23 protein-coding genes are annotated in these 24825 nt (G+C 66.6%); 16 read left to right on the top strand and 7 right to left on the bottom strand.

The window, feature by feature from the left end; translation table 11 throughout:
* Window positions 1-11 precede the first annotated feature (11 nt).
* Entirely contained in the window at window positions 12-1010 is a 999-nt protein-coding gene (locus BLU38_RS16440) for a magnesium transporter CorA family protein (RefSeq protein WP_157683511.1), read from the top strand.
* 60 nt (window positions 1011-1070) lie between these two features.
* Here the strand turns inward: BLU38_RS16440 and BLU38_RS16445 are convergent, their stop codons facing one another.
* Complete coding sequence (locus BLU38_RS16445) at window positions 1071-1331, bottom strand: hypothetical protein (RefSeq protein ID WP_091526523.1); 261 nt, start codon at window positions 1329-1331, stop codon at window positions 1071-1073.
* A gap of 246 nt (window positions 1332-1577) precedes the next feature.
* Here BLU38_RS16445 and BLU38_RS16450 point away from each other — a divergent pair, with 246 nt between their 5' ends.
* Entirely contained in the window at window positions 1578-2216 is a 639-nt protein-coding gene (locus tag BLU38_RS16450; RefSeq protein WP_091532592.1) for a GNAT family N-acetyltransferase, read from the top strand.
* A gap of 64 nt (window positions 2217-2280) precedes the next feature.
* Window positions 2281-2724, top strand: a complete 444-nt coding sequence (locus BLU38_RS16455) for a DUF3151 domain-containing protein (protein WP_231919881.1) — start codon at window positions 2281-2283, stop codon at window positions 2722-2724.
* A 43-nt stretch (window positions 2725-2767) separates the two neighbouring features.
* Here BLU38_RS16455 and BLU38_RS16460 read toward each other — a convergent pair whose 3' ends face one another.
* A complete protein-coding gene (locus BLU38_RS16460; protein ID WP_091526528.1) occupies window positions 2768-3388 on the bottom strand; it encodes a hypothetical protein in 621 nt (206 codons plus the stop codon).
* Window positions 3389-3476: 88 nt separating this feature from the next.
* On the opposite strand from BLU38_RS16460, the gene BLU38_RS16465 reads away from it, so the two are divergent.
* Window positions 3477-4082: a TetR/AcrR family transcriptional regulator gene (locus BLU38_RS16465; RefSeq protein ID WP_091526530.1), complete on the top strand. Its 606-nt coding sequence runs from the start codon at window positions 3477-3479 to the stop codon at window positions 4080-4082.
* 24 nt (window positions 4083-4106) lie between these two features.
* On the opposite strand, the gene BLU38_RS16470 is transcribed toward BLU38_RS16465, so the two are convergent.
* A complete protein-coding gene (locus BLU38_RS16470; RefSeq protein ID WP_197679745.1) occupies window positions 4107-4868 on the bottom strand; it encodes a FadR/GntR family transcriptional regulator in 762 nt (253 codons plus the stop codon).
* 124 nt (window positions 4869-4992) lie between these two features.
* Here BLU38_RS16470 and BLU38_RS16475 point away from each other — a divergent pair, with 124 nt between their 5' ends.
* The 5 genes from BLU38_RS16475 to BLU38_RS16495 all read left to right on the top strand — a co-directional run bounded on the left by BLU38_RS16475 (window position 4993) and on the right by BLU38_RS16495 (window position 13806).
* Window positions 4993-6147: a mandelate racemase/muconate lactonizing enzyme family protein gene (locus BLU38_RS16475; RefSeq protein ID WP_091526532.1), complete on the top strand. Its 1155-nt coding sequence runs from the start codon at window positions 4993-4995 to the stop codon at window positions 6145-6147.
* 104 nt (window positions 6148-6251) lie between these two features.
* Window positions 6252-7694: an extracellular solute-binding protein gene (locus BLU38_RS16480; RefSeq protein WP_091526533.1), complete on the top strand. Its 1443-nt coding sequence runs from the start codon at window positions 6252-6254 to the stop codon at window positions 7692-7694.
* Window positions 7691-9685 carry an ABC transporter permease gene (locus BLU38_RS16485; protein WP_091526535.1) on the top strand — a complete coding sequence of 665 codons (1995 nt, stop codon included), beginning with the start codon at window positions 7691-7693 and terminating at the stop codon, window positions 9683-9685. Before BLU38_RS16480 ends, BLU38_RS16485 begins: the two co-directional genes overlap by 4 nt.
* A gap of 212 nt (window positions 9686-9897) precedes the next feature.
* On the top strand, window positions 9898-12351 hold the full coding sequence (locus tag BLU38_RS16490) for a beta propeller repeat protein (RefSeq protein ID WP_091526537.1): 2454 nt from the start codon (window positions 9898-9900) through the stop codon (window positions 12349-12351).
* Window positions 12352-12522: 171 nt separating this feature from the next.
* Window positions 12523-13806 (top strand): adenylosuccinate synthase, encoded by a 1284-nt coding sequence (locus BLU38_RS16495; protein WP_091526539.1) that lies wholly within the window; start codon window positions 12523-12525, stop codon window positions 13804-13806.
* A gap of 110 nt (window positions 13807-13916) precedes the next feature.
* Here BLU38_RS16495 and BLU38_RS16500 read toward each other — a convergent pair whose 3' ends face one another.
* Together BLU38_RS16500 and BLU38_RS16505 are read right to left on the bottom strand one after the other, a co-directional pair.
* Window positions 13917-16019: an ABC transporter substrate-binding protein gene (locus tag BLU38_RS16500; RefSeq protein ID WP_231919882.1), complete on the bottom strand. Its 2103-nt coding sequence runs from the start codon at window positions 16017-16019 to the stop codon at window positions 13917-13919.
* Between the two features lie 227 nt (window positions 16020-16246).
* The gene (locus BLU38_RS16505; protein WP_091526541.1) at window positions 16247-17281 is read right to left on the bottom strand and encodes a hypothetical protein; all 1035 of its coding nucleotides are present in this window, start codon (window positions 17279-17281) and stop codon (window positions 16247-16249) included.
* A 96-nt stretch (window positions 17282-17377) separates the two neighbouring features.
* Between BLU38_RS16505 and BLU38_RS16510 the strand changes: the two genes are divergently transcribed.
* Window positions 17378-18127, top strand: a complete 750-nt coding sequence (locus tag BLU38_RS16510; protein WP_091526543.1) for an SAM-dependent methyltransferase — start codon at window positions 17378-17380, stop codon at window positions 18125-18127.
* 43 nt (window positions 18128-18170) lie between these two features.
* On the opposite strand, the gene BLU38_RS30940 is transcribed toward BLU38_RS16510, so the two are convergent.
* Window positions 18171-18332 (bottom strand): hypothetical protein, encoded by a 162-nt coding sequence (locus BLU38_RS30940; RefSeq protein WP_157683512.1) that lies wholly within the window; start codon window positions 18330-18332, stop codon window positions 18171-18173.
* A gap of 268 nt (window positions 18333-18600) precedes the next feature.
* Between BLU38_RS30940 and BLU38_RS30945 the strand changes: the two genes are divergently transcribed.
* The 6 genes from BLU38_RS30945 (at window position 18601) to BLU38_RS16535 (ending at window position 24455) form a co-directional block, all read left to right on the top strand.
* Window positions 18601-18927: a hypothetical protein gene (locus BLU38_RS30945; RefSeq protein WP_157683513.1), complete on the top strand. Its 327-nt coding sequence runs from the start codon at window positions 18601-18603 to the stop codon at window positions 18925-18927.
* A gap of 36 nt (window positions 18928-18963) precedes the next feature.
* Window positions 18964-20223, top strand: a complete 1260-nt coding sequence (gene purD / locus BLU38_RS16515; RefSeq protein WP_091532597.1) for a phosphoribosylamine--glycine ligase — start codon at window positions 18964-18966, stop codon at window positions 20221-20223.
* Between the two features lie 31 nt (window positions 20224-20254).
* Entirely contained in the window at window positions 20255-21688 is a 1434-nt protein-coding gene (gene purB / locus BLU38_RS16520; RefSeq protein ID WP_091526544.1) for an adenylosuccinate lyase, read from the top strand.
* A 172-nt stretch (window positions 21689-21860) separates the two neighbouring features.
* Entirely contained in the window at window positions 21861-22655 is a 795-nt protein-coding gene (locus tag BLU38_RS16525) for an ABC transporter permease (RefSeq protein WP_091526546.1), read from the top strand.
* Window positions 22648-23475, top strand: coding sequence for an ABC transporter permease (locus tag BLU38_RS16530; protein WP_231919883.1), 828 nt, complete (start codon window positions 22648-22650; stop codon window positions 23473-23475). Before BLU38_RS16525 ends, BLU38_RS16530 begins: the two co-directional genes overlap by 8 nt.
* Window positions 23476-23477: 2 nt before the next feature.
* A complete protein-coding gene (locus tag BLU38_RS16535) occupies window positions 23478-24455 on the top strand; it encodes an ABC transporter ATP-binding protein (RefSeq protein ID WP_091526549.1) in 978 nt (325 codons plus the stop codon).
* 114 nt (window positions 24456-24569) lie between these two features.
* Here the strand turns inward: BLU38_RS16535 and BLU38_RS16540 are convergent, their stop codons facing one another.
* Window positions 24570-24752: a PspC domain-containing protein gene (locus BLU38_RS16540; protein WP_091526551.1), complete on the bottom strand. Its 183-nt coding sequence runs from the start codon at window positions 24750-24752 to the stop codon at window positions 24570-24572.
* Window positions 24753-24825: the final 73 nt, after the last annotated feature.

The following is a 24825-nucleotide window of genomic DNA, read 5'->3' on the forward strand; positions in this document are numbered from 1 at the left end:
TGGCGCGGCGCGTGGCGCAGCTGGTCGACCGGTCGACCGACGGGCCGGTCGACCGGAGCCAGGTCTGGATCGGCTCCAAGGTGATCGCCCATGATCTGCACGGCGATGACCTGGCCGACGTGTTGCAGCAGAACGGCAACGCGTCGGCCTGGGCGATCGCGCCGCGCACCGCATCGGCCGAGCTGCATCGCTTCGGTCGGATGCTCGACCTCGATGATGCCGTGCTGGAAGGCATCCTGGCGCCCGAGCAGCGGATCAAGTTCGTCGACCTGGAGCGGACCCGGGTGGTCCGGCTGCGAGCGATCCGGCTGCAGGGCCGGGAGATCGTCGGTGACGACCTGTCGATGATCATCACCGATCAGGTGTTGATCATGCTCGTCGACGAACCGTACGGCTCCGAACTGGCCCGGCTGCTGTCCGGCTCCGGTCACCGGCTCGCCGGCGGCAGCGCCGATCGCGCCGCGGAGCTGGTGATCGACCACGTCGTCGGCGCGTCGGCCGACGCCGCCACTGAGATCGAAACCGCCAGTGATCAACTGGCCGACGCGCTGTTCGGCGGCGCGCCGCTCAGCCGGGAACTGAAACTGGACGCTTTCCGGCTGCGCCGTGCGGTGACCGCCCTGCGCCGGGTGACCGAACCCACCGCCGAGGTGCTGCAGGATCTGGTCGAGGCCGGCGACGACCTGGATGTCAGCGACACCCGCCGCTGGTCGATGATCATCGACCACGCCAACCGGGTGAACGGCGGGGTGGCGATGCTCGGTGACAGCCTGACCGCGATCTTCGACACCAGCCTGTCGCTGGACAACGCTCGAATGGACGAGGTGATGAAGAAGCTCACCGGCTGGGCGGGGATCATCGCCGTTCCGACGCTGGTGACCGGTTTCGTCGGGATGAACGTGCACTTCTGGCTGAACGACACCCAGCTCGGCTTCTACATCTACCTGGCGATCATGGTCGTCGCCGCCGCGATCCTGTACGTGATCTTCCGCCGCAACTCCTGGATCTGAAGTCTGACGCTCGGCTGGTGGAGTCCCGAATGCGGTGTCCGCGCGCTGCCGTTGAGCGGATCAGAGGTTGTAGGCGACGACCCGGTAGTACTGACCCCTCTTGGAGCTGTAGAAACACTGCGAGACCGTCACGTCCTTGGCGAAGCTGTACTCGTCCTCGAGAGACTTCTTACTGATCTTGCACCAGAGGTACGAGGTGAAGTAGATCGGGGTGGCATTGTTGGCCGACGCGTGCGCGGCAGGGGCCGACACCAACGAGCCCGCGACCAGAGCCGCCGCGATCCCGGCTGCCGCGAGCGTCTTCCGTACCGTCTTCACCATTCGTCCTCCGAGTCCCGTGTTGTTGGGTGGACGGCTGATCGTAACGTTGCAGCGGACCAGAAACGGCTGCCGGGCCGACCTGCTCCGCATTGAACGGGGTCAGGCAAGACGGATGACCCGCGGGCCAGCAGCACGGCCCATCTGGGATCGGGCTGTTCTGGACGCGCCCCGACCGCTCCGCTACCGTCACTCGTGGACGATCTGAAGCAGTCCGAGGATCTGGCGGGGACGGCGAGGAGCTGTCTGATGACGCAGGGCACAACCGACGCGTACACGGTCCGGGCGCTCGACGAATCGACCTGGGACGCTTTCGCGGAGTTGGTCGAACGCAACAACGGTGTGTTCGGTGGTTGCTGGTGCATGGGGCACCACGCGATGGAGAACGGCGAGACCTACCGCTTCCAGACCTACGACAAACGCGCCAAGAAGGAAGAGCTGGTCCGGGCCGGCCAGGCACATGCCGCCCTGGTCTACGACGCCGACGGACTGGTCCAGGGCTGGGCCAAGTACGGCAGCCGGGCCGAGCTGCCGATCATCGAACACAGCCGGCGGGCCTATGACCAGCAGCCGCCGCAGCAGCCGGACTGGCGGATCACCTGCTATTACACCGACACCAAGCACCGCAGGGAAGGCATCGGACGGGCCGCACTCGAAGGGTCCCTGGATCTGATCGCGCAGGCCGGAGGCGGTCTGGTCGAGGCGCTGCCGGAGGTGACGGCCGACCGGGTCGCTCATGGTCGCTTCCTGTTCGAGATGAGTGTCGAGCTGTACGAGGACTATGGCTTCGACCGGGTCCGCCAGATCGGCAAGCACCGTTGGATCGTGCACCGGGAGGTCCGGCCGGCCGATGCCGGTCTGCGTCCAGAACTCGCCGGACACCGATAGGCATCCGCACCAGACGCCCGACGCGCGCGGGCCGGGCCGGACCGACGGGTGGCAGGATAGGGGCGTGAGTGAATCGACCCATCGGAATCTGCTGGCCCACAACGCGGGGACTCCGCAGACCGAGTTGCCGGCGGATCCGGCCGCGGCCGAGCTGGCCTCGGCGACTCCGGAACAGCTGATCGGGATCGTCGGTGGTCATCCGGCCACCAGCCTGGGCTGGGCTCTGCTGGCCGAGCGGGCGCTGGCCGCCGACACGGCGGAGGGCACCATTCAGGCCTACGCCTACGCACGCACCGGCTACCACCGCGGGCTCGATGCGCTGCGCAAGGCGGGCTGGCGCGGGTCCGGTCCGGTGCCGTGGGAGCACGAACCGAACCGTGGCTTCCTGCGCGCCCTCTGGGCGCTGTCGGTCGCTGCCGGACGGATCGGGGAGACCGACGAGCAGGAGCGTTGCTCGCAGTTCCTCCGGGATTCCTCCGAGGCGGGCTACCGCGAGCTGGCCAACTGAGCCCTCCGCTACCCGAGCCTTCCTCTCGGCTACCGCCCAGCGGTCATTTCGGCGCCACGGTGGAGTCCCTGCGGTGATGGGTGACCAGGGTGTCGACGGCCTGACGGAAGGTCGGGGACTCGGTCAGTGTGCCTGGACTTTCGGGTGCCTTGATCTTGTTCAGGGTCTGAACCAAGCCGTCGTATTCCCTGCCGTCCTTGGGTGGTGAGAACGGCTTCCCGGTCGACAGCGCTCGTACGCCACAGGTGACCATCTCGCCCAACAGGCTGACGCCGAGCGACAGCATCGGCGAATGCGAGTGCTCGCCGGCGCCGAACTGGTGGCCGATAACATAGAGCCCGCCCGAGACTGCCAGCCCGAGCCCCCAGACGAGCAGTGTCGAGGGTCGGTAGCGCTGATGGAGCAGGCCATCCCTGGTGTAGATGAGCGTGGTGGTCCCACGAATGCCGCCGAAGATCAGGCCGGCAACGAGCCCGATCGCGAGCATGCTGGCGTCGATCACCTCCCAGTGCGCCACCTTGCGTATCGACCAGAGGCCGATGCCGAGGAACAACAGCGGTGCGAGGAAGACGTCCTTGGCTACCAATGGTGTGCCCATGAAGCGCCGGATGATCACGAACCCGATCGCCGCAATTGCGACCACGAGCAGCAGAGCGTTATCCATGCCGGACCTCTCTCGGGACTGGCGCATGCCGTTACATCACACCTGTGATCTAAACTTTAACATCACAGGTGTGTGGTAAACAAGGTGGATGCCTCGACAGGTCGATGTGGGACGCCGCCGCAAGGAGATCTATGAAGCAGTCTTCCGATTGCTGGTCCGCGGCGGCGTAGAACAGGCATCGCTGCGCAAGGTCGCCGACGAGGCCGGGTTGAACATCGGCGCGGTCCGCAACTACTTCGACAATCACGAAGAACTGATGACGGCCGCCGCTCGGGAGATCCTCGACCGGATATCGGCTCGGCTGTACGCCGACCTGGCCGAACTCGAGGCGGGAGCCGATCCAGCGGAGGCTGCGCGGAAGATGCTGTGCGAGTTGCTGCCGCTGGATGAGACCCGCCGGTACGAGACCACGGTGATGTTCACCTTGGCCGAGCGCGGCCGGTTCACGCCTGCCTACGCCGAGCTGTCGGCGGAGATCCATGACGGCACGCGACGACTGATCCACGAGATCCTGACCAGGGCCGGAATTGCCGACGTCGAGGTCGAGACCGAGCGACTGGCCTCGCTGATCGACGGCCTCGGCTTCAACGGCATCACACACCGGCCGCCCCCAACTCCTGCCTTTCAGTTGGAGGTACTGGACTTCCACCTCGATCAACTGCGACGAACCAATCCGGATCGTCGGCGACACTGAGTCCGCCTTGGTGGATCCGGGCTGCTACCGGGCCTTCTTCGCCGGCTTCGGGTGGGTGCTGCTCCCGCGACGTGATGTGGCCTTGGTCAGGATCGTGATGTTGGCCTGCAGGTGGGCTCGCATCGCCTCCCGCGCCCCGGCCGAGTCGCCGGCCGCGATGGCGTCGTAGATCCCTTGGTGTACGGGCGTGGCGTTGTGCAGGCTGTGCGGCTGATCGTTCGTCGCCCGGCGACTGGTGGCCAGCAGCCAGCGCGCCGAATACATGATCCGATCCAGGATCCGGTTGCGGGACGCCTTGCAGATCTCCAGGTGGAAGGCCATATCCAGCTCCAGGTACTCCTCCGGGGATTCCTCGGTCTCCCGCATCCGACGCAACAACTCACTCATCGACTGCAGTGCGGCCTCATCTGCCGACTCGGCGGCCTTGGCAGCCAGTTCCGGCTCCAACATCAGCCGCATCTCCTGCAGCTCGCGCAGCAGCTGAGCCACCTCCTCGGCCGGCAGCCACTCCAGCAGCTGAACGCTGAGATAGTCCCACTCCTCGGGCGGCCGCAGGCTGACCCGGCGGCCCTGCGCGATGCGCACGATGTCCACCGACGCCAGGATCTTCAAGGTCTCCCGGGCAACGACCCGGGACACCCCGAAGTCTCGGGTGATGTCCAACTCCGAGGGCGCTCGGTCCGGATCCAACTCGGAGCCGATGATCTGGCGGACCAGGTGACCCGCGACCTGCATCGGTAGCGTCCGGACCTTGACATCGGCACGCGACTCCTGTTTGCTGACCATGTCATCAGGTTATATGACAAGTTGACCGTGACGGGTTCTGACGTCACGGAGCATCTCGGGGTGATCAACTCCACACATCGGCCACGCGGGCATCCGCAGCAGCTGAATCCGAGAACGAGGATCGATGAAGATCGTCAACATCACCACTGCCGTGGTGCGCTACCACGGTGAAGCAACCCTGGTCCGGATCGACACCGACGAAGGACTTTCCGGTTACGGCGAGGCCAATCCCGACGCCGGCGCCGGCGGAGTCGTCGGCGTGATCAACAGTGTCCGCGAACTCCTGATCGGCGAGGATCCGCGCAACGTCGAGCGCTGCTGGGAGAAGCTGCGCCGGCGGGTCTTCGCCGGCTCCCAGTCCGGCGTGTTCGTGATCGCGATGAGCGGCATCGAGCTGGCACTGTGGGATCTGGCGGCCAAGGCGATGGAACAGCCGGTCTACCGGTTGCTCGGCGGCAAGTTCCGCGACCGGATCCGGGTGTATGCCGACTGTGGCGACGGCGACGACCCGGACGGTTCGGCCTCCGGCTGCGCCGACCGAGCGCAACGCATGGTCGAAGAGGGTTTCACCGCGATCAAGTTCGACATCGACAACCTCCACCATCCGGCCAAGTTCGACCACTACAACCACACGTTGGGCGGCCGAGAGATCCGCGACATGGTGGATCGGGTGGCCGCGATCCGTGAGGCGATCGGCCCGGACGTCGATCTTGCCATCGACATGCATGCCCGCTACGACGTCCCCAGCGCCTGCCGGATCGCCGCCGAGTTGGAACCGTTCGCCCTGATGTGGCTGGAGGAGCCGGTGCCGCCGGAAAATCCGCAGGCCCTGGCACGGGTCCGGCAGAGCACGAAGACACCGATCTGCGCAGGCGAGAATCTCTATCTGCGTTGGGGATTCCGGGAGTTGTTGGACGCCGGTGCGGTGGATGTGATCGAGCCCGACATCCCCAAATGCGGTGGTCTGGCGGAGAGCAAGAAGATCGCCAACCTGGCGGAGATGTACTACATCCCGTTCGCGCCGCACCTGGTCTCCACCCCGCTGGGCACGATGGCCGCGGCGCACCAATGCAGCGCCGTACCGAACTTCTACGTGCAGGAATGGCACGCATTGGAGGAGCGTGACGTCTGGGACAGCTACGTGGTCCCGCCGACCGACAGTGCCTCCATCGTCAAGGACGGTTACATCACCCTTCCCGAGGTCCCCGGCATCGGTGTCGAGCTGGATCTGGACAACGTACGACGGCACGCCGTCGAGGGCTTCGGAGTATTCGAGTAGTGATCGATATGTGTGTGAAATAAGGGCATTCCCCGGGATCCGAGGACTGCCGACGGGACAGAGTCGTACCCAGGCGCGGAAGGTCGCGCGGAGCAGGAGGAACCATGAAGGCAACATCGGCATCCGTTCGCGGCGGGCTGTCACGTCGCACGATGCTCGGCATCGGTGGGGGAACGGCACTGGCCGGTCTGGTGGGATGTCAGACCACCAAGAAGCCGGCCGCATCCTCGTCCGTCGCTGTCGAACCGGCCGTCGTCGAGGCGGCCAAGAAGTACAAGGGCACCAAGCTCGGCATGCTGGCCCAGAAGCAGTACGCCGATTCGGCCAACACCGCCTTCACCAATGCACTCTCGGCCTTCAGCAAGGCGACCGGGACCACGGTGACCTCCAGCACGATCGAGGGCGACACCGGTGACCTGGTGGCCAAGACCGATGCGGCGATCAAGGCCGGCAACGCTCGCGACATGGCCTTCGTCGACGACGGACGGTTCCTGGCCCAGTTCCACGAGCTCGGCGATCTCGAGGATGTCACCGACATCGTCGACGAGCTGAAGAAGACCTACGGCGAACCGGCGCAGGAGGCACAGCTCAACTGCGTGTTCGACGGCAAGTGGTACGGCATCCCCTACTACTTCATCGGGCAAGGCTACTTCGGCCGCAAGGACTGGTTCGCCGAGAAGGGTATCGAGACCAAGGACTACTACACCTACGAAGAGCTTCGCGACATCTGTCTGGAGATCTCCGATCCTTCCAAGAAGCGGTTCGGGTGGGGGATGACGGTCAACCGGTCCGGCGACGCCAACGGCATGATCGAATCGGTGATCAACGCCTACGGCGGGGCGATGACCGACAACACCGGGCGCAAGGTCGAGCTGGACAGCCCGGAAACCGTGGAGGCGGTCAACTTCCTGGCCGAAATCTTCACCAAGGACAAGTACAAGAAGATGCTGCCGCCGGGGATCGAGAGCTGGACCGACTCCAGCAACAACGAGAACTGGCTGGCCGGCATCATCGGTGTGATCAACAACCAGTTCAGTGTGTACGCCGACTCCAAGGCCACCAAGAATCCCGTGTACGACGCCACTCATGCCTTCATCGGCTGCACCGGACCGGCGACGGAGAAGCCGCTGTCGGCCGGTGCCAGCAACGCGCTGGTGATCTTCAAGGGAGCCAAGAACGTCGAGCTGGCCAAGGTGCTTGCCGGCTATCTGATGCACGGCTCGCCGCTCCTGGGGATCGCCCGTGACTCGACCGGCTTGGTACTGCCGGCCTGGGAGAAGGTCTGGGACTCCGATCCCTTCTACACCGACGGAGACCCGGCCTTCAGCGTCATGCGGAAGATGCAGGAGGCGCCGCTGCCGCACAAGACCACCACCGGCTACACCTTCCCGTCGGTGCCGAGTGCCGGTCGGCAGGCGGCCAACCAGTCCTACGTGCTGACCGACATGATGCAGCGGATCCTCCAGGGCACCTCGGTGAAGGAGTCGGTCCAGCAGGCCCAGCAGCAGTTGATCAAGCTCTTCGAACAACAGGGTCTCAAGCAATGACGGCGGTCCAGGACTCGTCGACGACAGCTGTTGCCGACCGCGCGGCGCCGCCACGACGTCGCGCCCGCCTCGGGGGTGACTGGCGGCTGGCATGGATCTTCCTGGCGCCGACCGCGGTGCTGGTCGGTGCACTGATCCTGTTCCCGATCGTGTACTCGGTGGTGCTCAGCACCACCCAGCGGCATGGCAGCGAGACCGTCTTCGTCGGACTGGCGAACTTCGCCGCACTCGTCCATGATCGGCTGTTCTACACCGGGGTGAAGAACTCGTTCGTCTTCACCGTCTACTCCGAGATCTTCAAGGTGACCGCGGGTCTGGTGGCTGCCCTGTTGCTGCACAATCTGCGGCGCGGCCGGGCGATCGTCGCCGGCGTCCTGTTGCTGCCCTGGGTGGTGCCGACCATCGTCACCGCCTTCACCTGGCGCTCGCTGCTGGATCCGATCTTCGGCAGTGTCAACACCGTGCTGACGGTGACCGGGATCGGACCGTTCCTGGCCTCGATCAACTTGATCAACACCTGGCCGGCCGCTTGGCTGTCCGATCCGACCCTGGCGATGCCCTCGGTGATCATGGTCAACGTGTGGAAGGGCATTCCCTTCTTCGCGGTGAATTTCCTGGCCGGCTTGAAGGCGATCGACTCCGGTCTGTACGAGGCGGCCATGGTCGACGGTGCGTCGGTCTGGAGCCGCTTCGTGCACGTGACCCTGCCGGGTCTTCGGTACGTGATCATCGTGACCACGTTGTTGTCCTCGATCTGGACCTTCAACAACTTCGATTTGGTCTGGTTGATGACCCAGGGCGGTCCGGGTGACGCGACGGCACCGTACGTGTTGGTCGCCTATACCAAGGCGATCCAACAGCTGCAGTTCGGTCCCGGTGCCGCCTCGACTCTGGTATTGCTGCCGGTGGTCGGCGTCCTGGTCGTACTGCTGGTCCGGATGATGCGGTCCGGCGATCAACGAACCGCGCCGCGTCGGGAGCGCTTGTCGGCGCCCCAACGCCGGGGCATCATGATCGCCGTCGTGATCGTCGGACTGATCGTGCTGGCGCTGGCCGGGCCGACCTTCTTCTGGCGGGCCGCGGTGCTGCTCGGCGTGCCGGCGTTGCTGGTGTTGGTGGTCGGGTGGCTGATCTCCTGGCTGGCCGCGCGGGGCAGTGGCCGAGCATCCCGACTGTTGCAGGGTGCCGGGACCGGTGTCGTGCTGGCCGTCCTGATGGGATTCGTGCTGGCGCCGCTCTACTGGATCGTCGTCACCGCGTTCAAGTCCGACCTGCAGATCACCAGCAGGATGAGTGACCTGTGGCCGACGCCCTGGAGTGCCGAGCAGTTCATCGGCCTGTTCACCGATCAGCCGTTCGGCATCTGGTATCGCAACACGCTGATCGTCTCGATCTCGTCCACCGCATTGACCCTGGTCTGCGCCTCGCTCGGCGGCTACGCTCTGGCCCGGCTCCGATTCCGTGGCGCGAACAGTTTCACCACGACGATCCTGCTCACCTACGTGATGCCCGGCGCGCTGCTGTTCATCCCGCTCTACCGGTTGCTCAGCGGCGTCCACCTGACCGACTCGTTGTGGTCGCTGTTCCTGACCTATCCGACCTTCACGTTGCCGTTCGCGACCTGGCTGCTGATGGGTTACTTCCGCTCCATCCCGATCGACCTGGAGGAGGCCGCTCTGACCGACGGCTGCTCGCGGTTCCAGGCGTTCCGCAAGATCGTCCTGCCGCTGGCCAAGCCAGGGCTGCTCGCGGTAGCGCTGTTCACCCTGACCAACGCCTGGAACGAGTTCCTGTTCGCGTTCGTGTTGATCACCAAGGACGAGTTGAAGACGCTCCCGGTCGGGATGCAGTCGATGATCTTCGGCGACGTCGTGCCGCAGGGCGAACTCGCGGTCGCCTCACTGTTGATCAGCCTGCCGGTGGTGCTGATGTATGCCTTCGGCCAACGCTTCCTGACCGAAGGACTGACGGCGGGCGCGGTGAAGGGCTGACCCGCCGGCCGACCATTCCCGCACCCGTTACAACTTCCCGCACCCGCTGCACAGAGTGCGGGAAGTCGTAACGGGTGCGGGAAGGTGGTCAAGGGTGGGAGCAGAGCCGCCTGAGCGGCAGCCTGTGGATAACTCGTCCGCGTCGAGGCCCGGACGGCCTAGCGTGAGTTCGGTCCCCGTGCTGGGCGGGGGCTGCTCACGAAGGGACCACGATGGGTGCGGCTCTGCGGCGGATCGCGTGCTGGGGCACGCTGTTGATCTTGGTCATCACGGCAGCGTGCACCGGCAAACCGGCCGATCCTCCTCGGCCTGCGACCCGCAGCACGGGACCGGCCGCGACCAGCTTTCCCGCCGCGCCCGCCGACCAGACCGACGTCCCGGTCGGTGATCAGATCGATCAGAGCCTGTCGGAGCTGGCTGCCGACGGTTCGACCGTGGTCGCCGTCGGGCAGGACACCTCGGCCAACGTGACCCGTCCGCTGCTGCTCCGCAGTGCCGACGGCGGCCGCAGTTGGCGGCGGGCGGCGATCGACACCGCCGGCCGGACTCCGGGGCCGGACGAGTCGGTCGGCCAGGTCACCCATGGCCGCAAGGGATTCGTCGCCCTCGGCGTCGGCGGTGACGGCGAGTTCATCATCTGGCACAGTGCCGACGGCCGCAGCTGGCAGCGGGCGCCGGTGGACAAGTCGATCCTCCGAGGCGCCGACTCGATCGGTGACCTGGTCGCGACCCGCACCGGATACATGATGGTCGGCGACACCCGGGGCCGGCACGGCTCGACGCTCGGCTCGCTGCTCACCTGGACCAGTCCGGACGGCATCACCTGGACCCGGCACGTTATCGCGTCGCGGGTGCTGTCCGGCGTCGTCGGGGTTCCCTCGGCCACCGGGCTGACCATCGGCGACGACGAGATGATCATCACCGGCGACGTCGAGAACACCGCCGACACCGAGCAGCCCAATCGGATCCTGATCCTTCGGTCGACCGACAATGGATCACACTGGACCAAGATCAACACCCCGGCCGACCTCGCGGGTGGTTATCGCGCCTACTCCCAGGACCTGATCTTCGCCGACGGCCGCTACCTGCTGCTGGCCCTGGGTGACGGCGCGGACTCGGACGGCAGCAGCTGGGACTCGGTGCTGCTGTCCGGCGGACCCGACGGCACCAGGTGGCGCCGGGTGGCCTCGCCGACGGCGACCGGCAGCAGCGCCGACGACTACGGCCAGGTGCTGTTGCCGATGCCCACAACGGACGGTACGGGGCATGGCTGGCTGGTCGCGGGGTCGATCGGGAAATCCCCGTCGGACGGATTGCTCGCCGTCGGTTCTGCCGCCAGCACGCTTCGGCGGCTGCGCTCGGACGCACTGACCGGGACCCGGTCGCAGGAGCTGACCGACGGCCTGGTGGCCGACGGTGCGGCGATCCTGCTCGGCAGCGACGGCCGGACCGGCAGCGACGATCCGATGATCCTTCGGGTCGAGGGGGACCTGGTCAGTAGGGTCGACCTGGGGGATCTGGGCGGTACAGCGGTTCCCGACGTCGACGCCGTGATCAAGACCGCCGGTGGATACCGCGCCGTCGGCACCCTGAACCGCACCCCGCTGCTGTGGACCGGCCGGGACGGCCTCAGCTGGCGCCCGCAGGTGTTGCCGGCCCGCGGCCACGGCGGCGTGATCTCGGCACGGGCCACCGATGTCGCCGCCGACACCGACGGGACCGCCATCGCGGTCGGGACACTGACCCGCAACCGCGGATCATGGCTCGGCGTCTGGTCGATCGACGCAGCCGGCAGGCCGCAGCAGCTGAACGCCCCCGAATTCGTCTCCCCGGTCGCCGACGACTACGGCTACCTGGAAGCGAGGACGATCACCCACGGTGCCGGAGGGTGGGTGATTGGCGCGGTGCATTCGGCCAACGGGCGTAACGACATCTGGCTGTTGCACAGCTCCGACGGAGAGCACTGGACCCGCGCGAAGGGGACGGTGCGGGCACGTCTCGATGAGGACTCCGAACGTGACCATCGGACCCCGTGGGCGACGTTCCACGGTCCGGCGAACGGCGACATCGTCGTCTCCCGGGTCGTCCCGGTCGGCCGCGGGTTCGTCGCGGTCGGTGCCACCTTCGACGGCGCCACGGCCGTGCCGGTCAGCTGGCGCAGCGACGACGGCCTGACCTGGACCGAGCGGGAGGCCCTGCCGCTCCCGGCGGGGGTCTCCGACGTCGGCGTCGAGGCCGCAGCCGGGTCGCCGACCTCCGTGGTCGCGGCCGGGCAGACCTCCGGCCGGGTGCCCGACGACGAACAGGCCCGAGTCTCCTGGCGGCTCGATCTCGATCGGGCTCCGGCCTCAGACCGGACGGCTCGCTGGCGGGTCGGGAAGAAGGCGGCAGAACGCAGCTCCATCCTGTCGATCCTGCCGATCAAGGGCGGGTTCCTCGGCACCGGCAAGGCCACGGTCCACGGTGCGGCCGACGCCCGCTGGTGGCGCAGCCGGGACGGTCTCAGCTGGTCGCAGGTCCCGTTGCCCCGCAGGCGGACGTCCGGTGCCGGGGAGCAGCGGATCGAGAAGGTGCTGCCCGCCGCCGATGGGCTGCTGCTGTGGGGCTGGGACGTGCCACCGGCCGGCGGCGGCGACTACACCGTGCGGGTGCCGATGCCGCAATGACCGCGCCGGGGAACGCTTGCTCGGGGACGGGCGGTGATTGATGTGGGGAATGAGCCCACGGTTCGTGCTCCGGTAGAGTGATGCCGCAAGAGTCCCCCGAGACCTGGTCTCGCGGGACTTCACGCTTTCGGAAACAGACGCAGGCATCTGCGTAGTTAGGGCGGCGATCACATGCCGGGCATTGTGGTGGTGGGGTCCCAATGGGGGGACGAAGGCAAGGGCAAGGCGACCGACCAGCTCGGTGACCGGACCGACTACTGCGTCCGCTATTCGGGCGGCAACAACGCCGGCCATACGATCGTGGTCAACGGCGAGAAGTTCGCACTGCATCTGCTGCCGTCCGGCACTCTCAACGAGGGTTGCCGACCGGTGATCGGCAACGGTGTGGTCGTCGACCTGGCCGTCCTGTTCTCCGAGATCGATGCCCTGGAGGCCCGCGGCGTCGACTGCTCCGGACTCCTGGTGTCGGCCAACGCGCACGTGATCACCAGCTATCACCAGACCATGGACAAGGTGACCGAGCGGTTCCTCGGCAAGGCCCGGATCGGGACCACTGGACGCGGCATCGGGCCGGCGTACTCGGACAAGATCAACCGGCTCGGCATCCGGATCCAGGACCTGTTCGACGAATCGATCCTGGCCAAGAAGGTCGAAGCGGCGCTCGATCAGAAGAACCATCTGCTGGTCAAGGTCTACAACCGACGGTCCGTCGAGCCGGCCGAGGTGACCGAACACTTGTTGTCCTTCGCCGACCGGATCAAGCCGCATGTCGCCGACACCGCTCGGCTGCTGAACGACGAGCTGGACAACGGCAAGGTCGTGCTCTTCGAGGGGGCGCAGGCCCACCACCTCGATGTTGATCATGGGACCTACCCGTATGTGACCTCGTCCAACCCGGTGGCCGCCGGTGCGTGCGTCGGTGCCGGGGTCGGGCCGACCAGGATCGACCGGGTGATCGGCATCGCCAAGGCCTACACCACCCGGGTCGGTGAGGGGCCGATGCCGACCGAGCTGCTGGACGCCGACGGTGACAAGCTGCGCAACGACGGCGGCGAATTCGGCACCACCACCGGCCGGAACCGGCGCTGCGGCTGGTTCGACGCGCTGGTGGTCGAGCACGCCCACAAGATCAACGCGTTCACCGACATCTTCCTGACCAAGCTGGACGTGCTGACCGGCTGGGAGCAGATCCCGATCTGTGTCGCCTACGACGTCGACGGCGTCCGGCACGACACGATGCCGATGAGCCAGACCGAGTTCCACCACGCCAAACCGATCTACGAGTATGCCGACGGCTGGACCGAGGACATCTCCGGCTGCCGCAAATTCGGTGACCTGCCGGGCACCGCTCAGGCCTACGTCAAGCGGCTGGAGGAACTGGTCGGCGCCCCGATCTCCGGCATCGGCGTCGGCCCGGGTCGCGGCGAGGTCGTCATGATCAACGACCTGCTCTGATCATCGACGCTCACTGACGCAGGCGACCCTTCGACAAGCTCACGGACCTCCATCCGGAAGGTCCGGAGCCCGTCGAAGGGCCTGTTGCGTCAGCCGGTGGGTGCCGTGTGTCAGTTCTGGGGCTTGTCCCAGTAGTAGCACTCCGGGTCGTAGACGGCGGGGGTCGGGTGACCCCACGGGTTGACCAGGCCGCCGGTGGCGAGGTTCTCCTTCCGCGGCACGTTGCGCAGACCCTTCTTCACCACCATCACCGAGGGATAGTTGGCGACACAGCCCATGTAGAACGGGCCCTCCTCCATGTGCAGCTTCTCGATCTCCCAGACCAGCTCGTACTGCTTGGTCTTGTCCGCTTCGACCCTGGCCTTGCTGTACAGATCCCACAGCTTGGCGACCGGGCCACCCTCCTCCGGCTCCATCCGCGGTGGGTGACGCTTCCACGGATTGACGTCGGATTCCTTCTCGTTGGCGCCGGTGCCGAGCTGGGTGAACCACTGACCCTCCAGCGGCGCCCACCGGGACGGCTCGATCGGCACCAGCCACATCGGCTGGATCAGCGAGATCCCGACGTTGGCGACCTCCCAGTTGCTGTGCGCCATCAGCTTGCCGGTCTTCCACTCGTCGTCGAACGACTGCGGTGGCACCGGGTTGCGGGTCATCTTCAACCCGACCGCCTTCAGGTCGGACACCAGCTGGTTGTCCTTGGCGGTGTGCTCGGCGGACTGGTCGGCCGAGTAGTCGATCCGCAGCTCGAGCTTCTTGCCGTTCGGCAGCGTCCGCATCCCGTCGCTGCCTTCCTTCAGCCCGAGCTCGTCCAGGAGCTGCTTGGCCTTGGCCGGGTCGTGCTTGACGTACTTGTCCCGCCACTGTTTGTAGAGCTGCTTGCCGGTCTCGTTGACCAGGAACTCAGCTGCCTTCGCGCCGTGCGTTCCGGTGGTCTGTTCGCCGGTGTTGAAGTAGACCGACTTCTGGATCGCCGGGCGGTTGAAGGCGTACGAGATGGCCTGCCGGAACTTCGGCTCCCGGATCAGTTTGCGGATGTCGTCGTCGATGTAGTCGTAGTTGAAGAAGAAGATCGAGCCGGTCCCGGAGCCGGTGTCCCACAGGATGATGTCAAGGTCGGCCTTCTCCGAGGCATCACGCAGACCCTGCACGTCGCCCAGCGAGATCTGGTTGAACGATCCCTGGCAGTAGTCCACCGATCCCTGTTGCAGTTGGAGTTTGCCGGCCTCGGGGTCGGTGACGACGGTGAACTGGATCTCGTCGATGTAGGGAAGTTGATCACCGTTGGGCATCACCGCCCAGTAGTACGGATTGCGTTCCAGCACGACACCCTTGTTGGTGTCGAAGGACTTGCAGACGTAGCCGATCATGGTCGGGCAGTCCGGGTTGCGGTGCCAGTCGGCCTTGGATTCCATCAACCCGCCGACGGTGTCCCAGTCCTTCGGCACGTTCTTGCCGGTGGCGGGATGGAACTTCTTCAGATAGTGGCTCGGCATCATCCAGGTGGCGCCGTTCTTGCCGATGTTGCCGTTGGCGTAGGCAGCCATCCGGTCGGCGGTCAGCGGTGCCGGTGTGTCGAAGGTCAGTTTGAGGGTGAGATCGTCCACCGCCTCGAACTTGGCCAGCGTGCCCTTGCCGGAACGGGTCTCGTCCGGCGGTGTCTGGGCCATCTTCTGCTTGAGGACGAACTCCTTCCACCACCACAGGATGTCCTCGGTCGACCACGGCTCGCCGTCGGACCACTTCAATCCCTTGCGGAAGTGGAAGGTCCACTCCGAGGCGTCGTCGTTGGTCTCCCAGCTCTCGGCGAGCCCCGGGCCGACGTCCAGTCCGTCGTTCAGCCACCGCAGCACGGAATGGCCGTAGAAGAACTCGCGATCGGATTCGGCGGTGGTCGCCCCGCTGCTGTTGAACACGTTCATGTTGAGCTTGCCGCCGTACTTGCCCGGCTTGACCCACTTGTGCGGGATCACGTACGGGTTGTCCGGCAGCCGCTCGGCGACCGGCGGCAGATCACCCGACAGGCCGGGAGCCTGCTGGAACTTCTTCGGCTTGGGCAGTGGCTTGGTGGCCGAGCCCTTGGCGCCGGAGGCACCAGAGCTCGAGGTGCCGCTGCCCTCGCTCGAGCTCTGACCGCCCGAACAGGCTGCCAGCGCTGCAGTACTGGCGATCACGGCCGAGGAGTAGAGCAGCGTGCGTCGACTGAAACCCATGATTTCGACCCCCATTGGTCGTCGTTGTGAGGCGCTACCGTCCCGGACCTCGATGTGGGGACTGCGGACTCGCTGGACATACCGGCGGTTCGCACTCTAATGACAACACCGCGGCTACTGCAAACGTTTGCCGAAATCGTGTCCAAGGAGTTTCCGAAGTGTCTGAAGGCCCAGCGTGACGGACCTGATCTTCAGCGTGAAGGGCCGATCACCGGTGTCAGCGCGGATCAGCTCTTGATGGCGGCGCGCTGCTTGCCGCCGGACAGGACGTGCTCGGCGCCGGCGACACCCCGGGCGACCGCCGTACCGAACAGACCGGGGAACGCTGACGGCATCAGCCGCAGTTCCTCACCGCCGGCGATCCGCACGCTGGTCACCATCACCGCGTTCCGGCCGGTGGGAGTTCCGATGATGTCGACCGGCTCACGGGTCTCGTACGGGCGGCTGGCGATGGCCTTCAACCGGTCGGTCACGTAGGAGATGTCACCGGGCTGGAACTGCGCCATCAGGTTGCCGGCCCAGGTGCTGACCGTCGTCCCGGAGTGGGTCATGGTGCCGCCGAACTGCTGCGCGGTCTGCTGCACCAGGTCGTTGATCCAGCTCCGTACTCCGGGTTGGGACATGCTGATCACCCGCCAGGTGTCGCGGGCCCCGGCCGGACCCGGTGCCTCGAACACCGAGAACAGGGCGTCGCCCATCAGGTTGTCCCGGGTGGTGGTGCTGATCGACAGGTCGACCGTGCTGAGCCCCTTGATCGAGCCGCTGAATCCGCCGAACGAGCTGCTGGCGAAGCCGCGATCGCCGACGGCCTGACCGTAGCTGGTGCTGAACGAGGTGCCGAACATCCGCATCTTGTGCGACATCGTGCCGGCGATCGCGCCCTCGGTCTGCTGGTCGAAGTGCCGTTCGATCTCGACCAGCCGTGCTCGGGGGACCTGCGCCAGCTGGCGATGCGGTTCGTACGCCGCCGGTGCCGGGGTGCGCCACAACTCGTTCAAGGCTCCGCCCAGCGAATCGGCCAGCGCCCAGTCGGCCCGGTTGAACCGACGCGCCCGGACCTCGCCGACGATCCCGACCGCGAGTGCGATCAAACCGATCAGCAACAGCAGGGAGGTGTAGAGCTGGGTGCGCAGGAAGCCGATGTGGGCAGCCGATCCGACGATCCTGCTGACGAGGAACCAGATCACCAGCAGCACGATGCCGGCGACCAGCGCATTCGGCCGGCGGAACTGCAGGGCACGAGGCGAAAGGGGGCGGGCCATGCGCCGAACATTAGTGATCCGGCGAGGTCAACGGACAGCGGATTGGACCGCGATATCGGTTCGACCGCGAGAGCGGTTGCGAACCAGGATGAGCAGATGACCGACACCGTCCCGATCAACGGGCTCGCCCTGACTGTCAACTCGCCGATCTCCGGGCCACGGCTGGACCGTCTTGTCACCGAGCTCGCCACCGGCGAACCGACCGACATCCTGGATGTCGGATGCGGTTGGGCCGAACTGCTGCTGCGAGTGCTGGCCGCGTCCCCCGACGCGGTCGGGACCGGAATCGATCTCGAGACGGTCGACGTCGAGCGTGGTCGGTCGGCGGCCGTCGCCCGCGGTCTCGACGACCGGGTGCGGTTGATCGCCGGCGATGCCAAGACGATCACCGGAGCGTACGACCTGGTGTTGTGCCTCGGCGCGCACCACGCCCTCGATGAGGATCCGGGACGAGCACTGACCCGGCTGCGTCGGTTGACAGCGGACGGCGGACGGCTGCTCTTTGGCATCGATTACTGGCTGCACACCCCGCCACCGGAGCGGCTGGCCACGATGTGGGGAGGCGCCGATCTGCAGGACAGCTGCTGGCTGCCGGACGTGGTCGACGCCGCGGCCGCAGCCGGTTGGCGACTGCTCGACCTGCAGGAGACCACCCAGCAGGAATGGGACGACTACGAATGCGGGCTGGTCCGCAATCAGGAGGAATGGCTGCTGCAGCATCCCGATCACCCCGATGCTGACGAACTGCGGCAACGACTGGACCGGTCCCGTTCGGAGTGGCTGCGCGGACATCACGGCTATCTCGGCTTCGCCTGTCTGACCCTGGCTGCGATGCCCGGCGGGTGACGATCGAGACCGGCCGGCGACCGGCAGCTCGGCACCCGCGCCCTCAGAGCCGCTCGTCCAGCTCGCTCAGGAAGTCCTGTGCCTCGGTGAGTGCCGGATCGTCGGGAGCCGCCCGGGTCAGTGCGCCGCGGAGGATCTTGGCGGCCTGGGCGTCGTCGCCTTTGCTGTCTGCGAGGACGACCGCGTTCTGCAACGCATTGCCCAAACGGCTCGTCGTGCTGCTCGGCTCTGCTGCACTCGGCGGCTCGGGCTCGCCTCCCCCGGAAGAACCGGATCCAGTTCCCGGCTGGGTCGACCAGGCTGAAACCACTGCGCCCGTCGGCGTTCTTCCTGGCTCGTGGACGGGTGATTCGCGGGAAGCCGGAGACCGGTAGCCGGCCGTACCGGCGGCGCAAGTCGGCTGCGAGCTGTTCCCATATCGGCCCGGTGTCGTCGACGATCACCAGGCACGAGCTGTGAGAGGACTCGGGGGTGTGGCCGTCGAGACCGTAGTACTGCAGATCGAAGCCGTGGCCGGCGAGAGCCAGGCAGGCGTAAGGGCGCAACTGTCGGTAGGTGACCCGGAAACCGATGGCAGAGAAGAAGGTGTCGATCTCGTCGATGTCGGCGCAGGGGAGCAGTGGGATCGTGCGAGGCTGCGGCATGGGAATGACTCTGGCAGGGATTTCCACCCTGCGCACATGGATCGACGGCTGGGCGGCGACGCGGTGCTGACACGGTCGGGTCCGGTGAGCCCGCTGGATGTCGGCACCGGCACTGGCGGCGGCCGAGCGGACGCATTGGGGCCGACCACCAGTTGATCGGTAGGCTTCATGGCCGTGGGAGAAGCAGCAGACCTGACCGTTCTCGTCGTCGGCAACGGGGCACGTGAGCACGCCCTGGCACTCGCCCTGAGCCGCGACCCCGCCGTCACGGCGCTGCACGTCGCGCCCGGCAACCCCGGAACCGAGCCGATCGCCACCAACCACCCCGTCGACCAGAACGACGGCCCAGCGGTGGCAGCGCTGGCCACCGAACTGGCCGCCGACCTGGTGGTCGTCGGCCCCGAAGCGCCGCTGGTCGCCGGTGTCGCCGACGCCGTCCGTGCTGCCGGCATCGCCTGCTTCGGCCCCGGCATCGAGGCGGCCCGGCTGGAGGGCAGCAAGGCCTTCGCCAAGGAGATCATGACCGCCGCCGGCGTGCCGACCGCCGAAGCGGTCGCCTGCACCGACGCCGAGCAGGTCCGGCGGGCGCTGGAACGGTTCGGAGCACCGTATGTGGTGAAGGACGACGGACTCGCTGCCGGCAAGGGCGTGATCGTCACTGACGATCTGCAGGCCGCGATCGACCACGCCGCACACTGCGACCGGGTGATCGTCGAGGAGTTCCTGGACGGCCCCGAGGTCAGCCTGTTCGCGATCTGCGACGGCACCGAGGTCCGCCCGCTGCAACCCGCTCAGGACTTCAAGCGGGCCGGCGATGACGACGCCGGCCCGAACACCGGCGGGATGGGCGCCTACACGCCGTTGACGTGGGCTCCCGATGATCTTGTTCCGACCGTCCTGAAGACGGTGCTGCAGCCGACCGTCGACGAACTGGCCCGGCGCGGTACCCCGTTCAACGGACTGCTCTACGCCGGGCTGGCGCTGACCCGGAACGGTGTCCGGGTCGTCGAGTTCAACGTCCGCTTCGGCGACCCCGAAACCCAACCCCTGTTGACCAAACTGGACACCCCGCTCGGCACCCTGCTGTACGCCGCCGCTACCGGTGCGCTGGCCGACCAGCCGCCGCTGGCCTGGAAGCCGGGCGCCGCGGTCGGCGTCGTGCTGGCCTCGGAGGGGTATCCGGAGAAGCCGATCACGGGTAAGCAGATCGTCGGTCTGGACCAGGTCGCCGTACCGGTCATTCATGCCGGCACCGCGCTCGACGCCGACGGCCGACTGGTCAGCTCCGGCGGCCGGGTGCTGACCGTGGTCGGGATGGCCGACGACCTCACCGCGGCCCGGGACCAGGCCTACACCGAAATCGCCAAGATCAAACTCGATGGCTCCTTCTACCGCACCGACATCGCCCGATCGGCCGCCGACGGCCGGGTCGCGACACCCAGCTCCCTCTGAGCGATCCGGCACCCTCCGAAAGAAGTTGATCATGAGCATTCCGAACGTGCTGGCCAATCGCTACGCCTCCACCCAGATGCAGCAGCTCTGGTCGCCGGAGAACAAGATCATCCTGGAGCGGGAGCTGTGGATCGCCGTACTGACCGCGCAGCGCGACCTCGGCGTCGACTTCGGCGGTGACGACCCGGACAAGGTGATCGCCGCCTACCGGAGGGTGATCGACACCGTCGACCTGGCCAGCATCGCCGACCGGGAACGGATCACCCGGCACGACGTCAAGGCGCGGATCGAGGAATTCAACGCACTCGCCGGCTTCGAACACATCCACAAGGGGATGACCAGCCGGGATCTGACCGAGAACGTCGAACAGCTGCAGATCACCTCGGCCTTGCGGATCATCCGGGACCGGATCGTCACCGCCTTGGTGCAGCTGACCAGACTGGCCGCCGAGCACGCCGAGCTGGCGATGGCCGGCAGGTCGCACAACGTCGCGGCCCAGGTCACCACCCTGGGCAAGCGGTTCGCCACCGCAGCCGACGAGGCGTTGGTCAGCTACGCCCGGGTCACCGACCTGCTGGGCCGCTACCCGCTGCGGGGGATCAAGGGCCCGGTCGGCACCAGCCAGGACATGCTCGACCTGATGAACGGTGACGAGGCCAAGGTCGCCGAACTGGAACGACGGATCGCCGAGCATCTCGGCTTCAGTGAGGTCTTCACCTCCACCGGACAGGTCTATCCGCGATCGCTGGACTACGACGTGGTCAGCGCGCTGGCCCAGGTCGCGGCAGCCCCGTCCAACGTCGCCACCAGCATCCGGCTGATGGCCGGCAACGAACTGGTCACCGAGGGCTTCCGGCCGGGGCAGGTCGGATCCTCGGCGATGCCGCACAAGATGAACACCCGGTCCTGTGAACGGGTCAACGGGCTGGCGGTGATCATCCGCGGTCACGTGTCGATGCTCGGCGAACTGGCCGGCGATCAGTGGAACGAAGGTGACGTCTCCGATTCGGTGGTTCGCAGGGTTGCCCTGCCGGACGCGTTCTTCGCTCTGGACGGGCTGTTCGAGACGTTCCTTTCCGTGCTCGGTGACTTCGGGCCGTTCCCGGCGGTGATCGACGCCGAGCTGCAGCGCTACCTGCCGTTCCTGACCACCACCAAGGTGCTGATGGCCGCGGTCCGCAACGGCACCGGCCGCGAGACCGCCCACGAGGCGATCAAGGAGCACGCCGTCGCCGTCGCCCTGGACAGGCGGGAGACCGGCCGCCGCGACAACGACCTGCTGGATCGCTTCGCCGCCGACCCCCGGCTCGGCCTGGACCGGCAGCAACTGGACACCGTACTGGCCAACCCGCTCGAACTCGCCGGCACCGCGGTCAGCCAGATCCGCACCCTGGTCGCCGAGGCCGAGACCATCGCCGCCCGACACCCCGAAGCAGCCGCCTACCACCCCGGCGACATCCTCTGACGCCACAGCAGCACCACGCCGCACCCTTTGCGTACCTTCGCACCGGGTGTACGTGGTGCGAAGGTACGCAAAGGGTGCGGCGGTTGGGGTGGTGGCAGGACACGCCGAATCCGGAGCGCGACACGCCAAACCTGTTGACGGCCGGTACGCAGCGTCGTAAGTTCTCGCGTTTGTGCGCCGCTACTTCCTCCTCGCTTCGGCAGAGTTCAGGCGGCAGAGCACCTATCGGCTCGCTCTGGCCGCGGGGATCTTCACCAACAGCATCTTCGGATTCATCCGGTTCAGTGTCTTCTATGCCGCGCTGATCGGGGCCGGCGGCACGATCGCCGGCTATGACAAGGCCGAGGCCTCGACCTATGTCTGGCTCGGCCAGGGGCTGTTGGCCGGCGTCGGGCTGATGAGCCAGCACGAGGTGTCGCAGAAGGTCCGCACCGGCGAGATCGCGATCGAGCTCTCCCGACCACTGGATCTCCAACTTTCCTACTGGGCAAGGGATTTCGGGCGAGCAGCGCTGATGTTGCCGGCTCGCGGGATCATCCCGGTGATCGTCGGAGCGTTGACCACCGGACTGGTGTTGCCGGACTCCTGGACCGCGCTGCCGTACGGCATCGTCAGCCTGATCCTCGCCGTGTCGATCAGCTTCCTGCTCCGCTACGGGGTCAACCTGATCAGTTTCTGGACCCTGGACGTCCAGGGCTACACCAATCTCTACCTGCTGCTGATGTCACTGCTCAGCGGCTTCTACGTCCCGGTGCACATCTTCCCGGGCTGGCTGCAGACGATCGCCCACGCCTCGCCGTTCCCGTCGATGCTGCAGAGTCCGATCGACGTGCTGTCCGGACGGGTGCTCGGTGTCGAGGCGCTGCAGGTGATCGGCACCCAGCTCTTCTGGGTCGCGGCCCTGGTGGTGATCACCCGGGTGATGCTGTGGCGGGCTTCGGCACGATTGGTGGTGCAGGGTGGCTGACCAGACGATGAGCACACCGGTCGGGCTGCGCCGGGCGTACGCGATCGTGCTCGGCTCCCGGGTCCGCGCCCAGATGAGCTACCGCTCCAGCTTCTGGATCAACGTGGTCAATTCGTTCTTCACCGGGATCCTCGAATTCACCGAGATCTACGTGTTGCTGAGCAACACTCCGACCCTCGGTGGGATGTCGTTCTCCCAGGCCGCGTTGGTGTTCGGGCTGGCCAATCTCGGATTCAGTCTGGGCGATCTGGTCTTCGGCCAGACCGATCAGATCCCGATCTACATCCGCGAGGGCAAGCTGGAGGCGTTCCTGGTCCGGCCGATGCCGGTGCTGGCGCAGATGATCACCTCCGACTTCCAGCTCCGCAGGGTCGGCCGGGCGGCGCTCGGCCTGGTCGTCGTGATCATCGTGCTGCTCGCCGGAGACGTGCACTACAGCCCGGGCGTGATCTACCTGTTGATCATCACCCCGATCGTCGGCGCGGCGATCTACAGCGCCCTGTTCGTGCTGGCCGGCGGACTGCAGTTCTGGCTGATCAACGGTGCCGAATTCACCAACTCCTTCGTGTACGGCGGCGCCACCGCCGGCCAGGTCCCGGGCAGCGTGCTGCTGCTTCCGCTGCGGGTGCTGTTCACCTTCGTGTTCCCGGCCACCGTCGCGTCCTACCTGCCCTGTCTGTTGATCCTCGGCCTGGACGGGCCGCCCTGGCTGCCGTCCTGGCTGGGTTGGTTCGCACCGCTGTTCGCCGTCTGGGCCTGGCTGTTGGCCACGATCGTCTGGCGCAACGGCGTCCGCCACTACACCGGAGCTGGAGGCTGATCATGAACTCCCCGATCATCGAACTGGACGAGCTCAGCCGTACGTTCGTGGTCCGCAGCAAGGCCGGCGGACTGCGCCGCGAACGCCGGATCGTCCATGCCGTCGACGGCATCACCGCCTCGATCACCGCGGGGGAGGCCTGCGGCTACATCGGTGCGAACGGAGCCGGCAAGTCCACCACGATCAAGATGCTGACCGGGATCCTGGTGCCCAGTTCGGGACGGGTCCGGACCTGCGGTTTCGATCCGGTGCCGCAACGCCGGACCCTGGCCCGGGAGATCGGCGTGGTCTTCGGGCAGCGTAGCCAGCTGTGGTGGGACCTGCCGCTGGGCGAGTCGTTCACCATCCTGGCGGCGATCCATCGGATCGGCGCGGCAGCCGCCCAACCACGGATCGATCAGCTGATCGACGGTCTGGAACTGGCACCGTTCCTGAACACCCCGGTCCGTCAGCTCTCCCTCGGCGAGCGGATGCGCGGTGAGGTGGCGGCGGCGTTGGTGCATCGGCCACGCCTGTTGATCTTGGACGAGCCGACGATCGGGCTGGACATGATCAGCAAGGAACGTCTCCGGCAGTTCCTGATCGCCGAACGGGCCCAACAGGGCACCACACTGTTGCTGACCACCCACGACATGAGTGACATCGAGCGACTGTGTGAACGGGTGCTGGTGGTCGACCAGGGCAAGCTCGCCTACGACGGCACCTTGGACGGGCTGTCCCGCCGGGTGGCGTTGGAGCGGGTGCTGACCGTGGATCTTGCCGAGCCCAGCGACCCGATCACGGTCGACGGCGCCACCAATATCGGCATCGAGCTGGGTGGTGCCCGGCAGCGGCTCTCGTTCTCACCCGATCAGACCACCGCGGCGCAGGTGTTGGCCGAGGTCGCCGGTGTTGCCGAGGTCCGCGACCTGACCATCGCCGAGCCGGCGATCGAGGACATCGTGCGGACCCTCTACAGCCGCGCCGGTGGAGGATCCTGACCCGAGGGCTCGTGCAACGGCGCCGGCCAACAACACGGCCCCGCATCCGCGAGGATGCAGGGCCGGTTGTCGGGAAGGGGAGGAACGATCGGGGTCAGTCCGTACGGACCGAGATCAGTGCTCGTTCGGGATCAGGATCCAGCCGAGGATGTAGATCAGGAACTGCGGGCCGGGGAGCAGGCAGCTCAGCACGAAGATCAGCCGGACGACATTGGATGACAACCCGAACCGCCGGCCCAGAGCTGAGCAGACACCGGCGATCATGCGGTCGTTGCGGGGACGGGCGAGGGAGGCCATCGGGATATTCCTTACGTCTGGTTTTCTGTTCGGTGTCGCCGTTCGCGGCGACAACTCCACTGTGCCGCATCAA

It is taken from the genome of Microlunatus soli, assembly GCF_900105385.1.
Classification (GTDB): Bacteria; Actinomycetota; Actinomycetes; order Propionibacteriales; family Propionibacteriaceae; genus Microlunatus; species Microlunatus soli.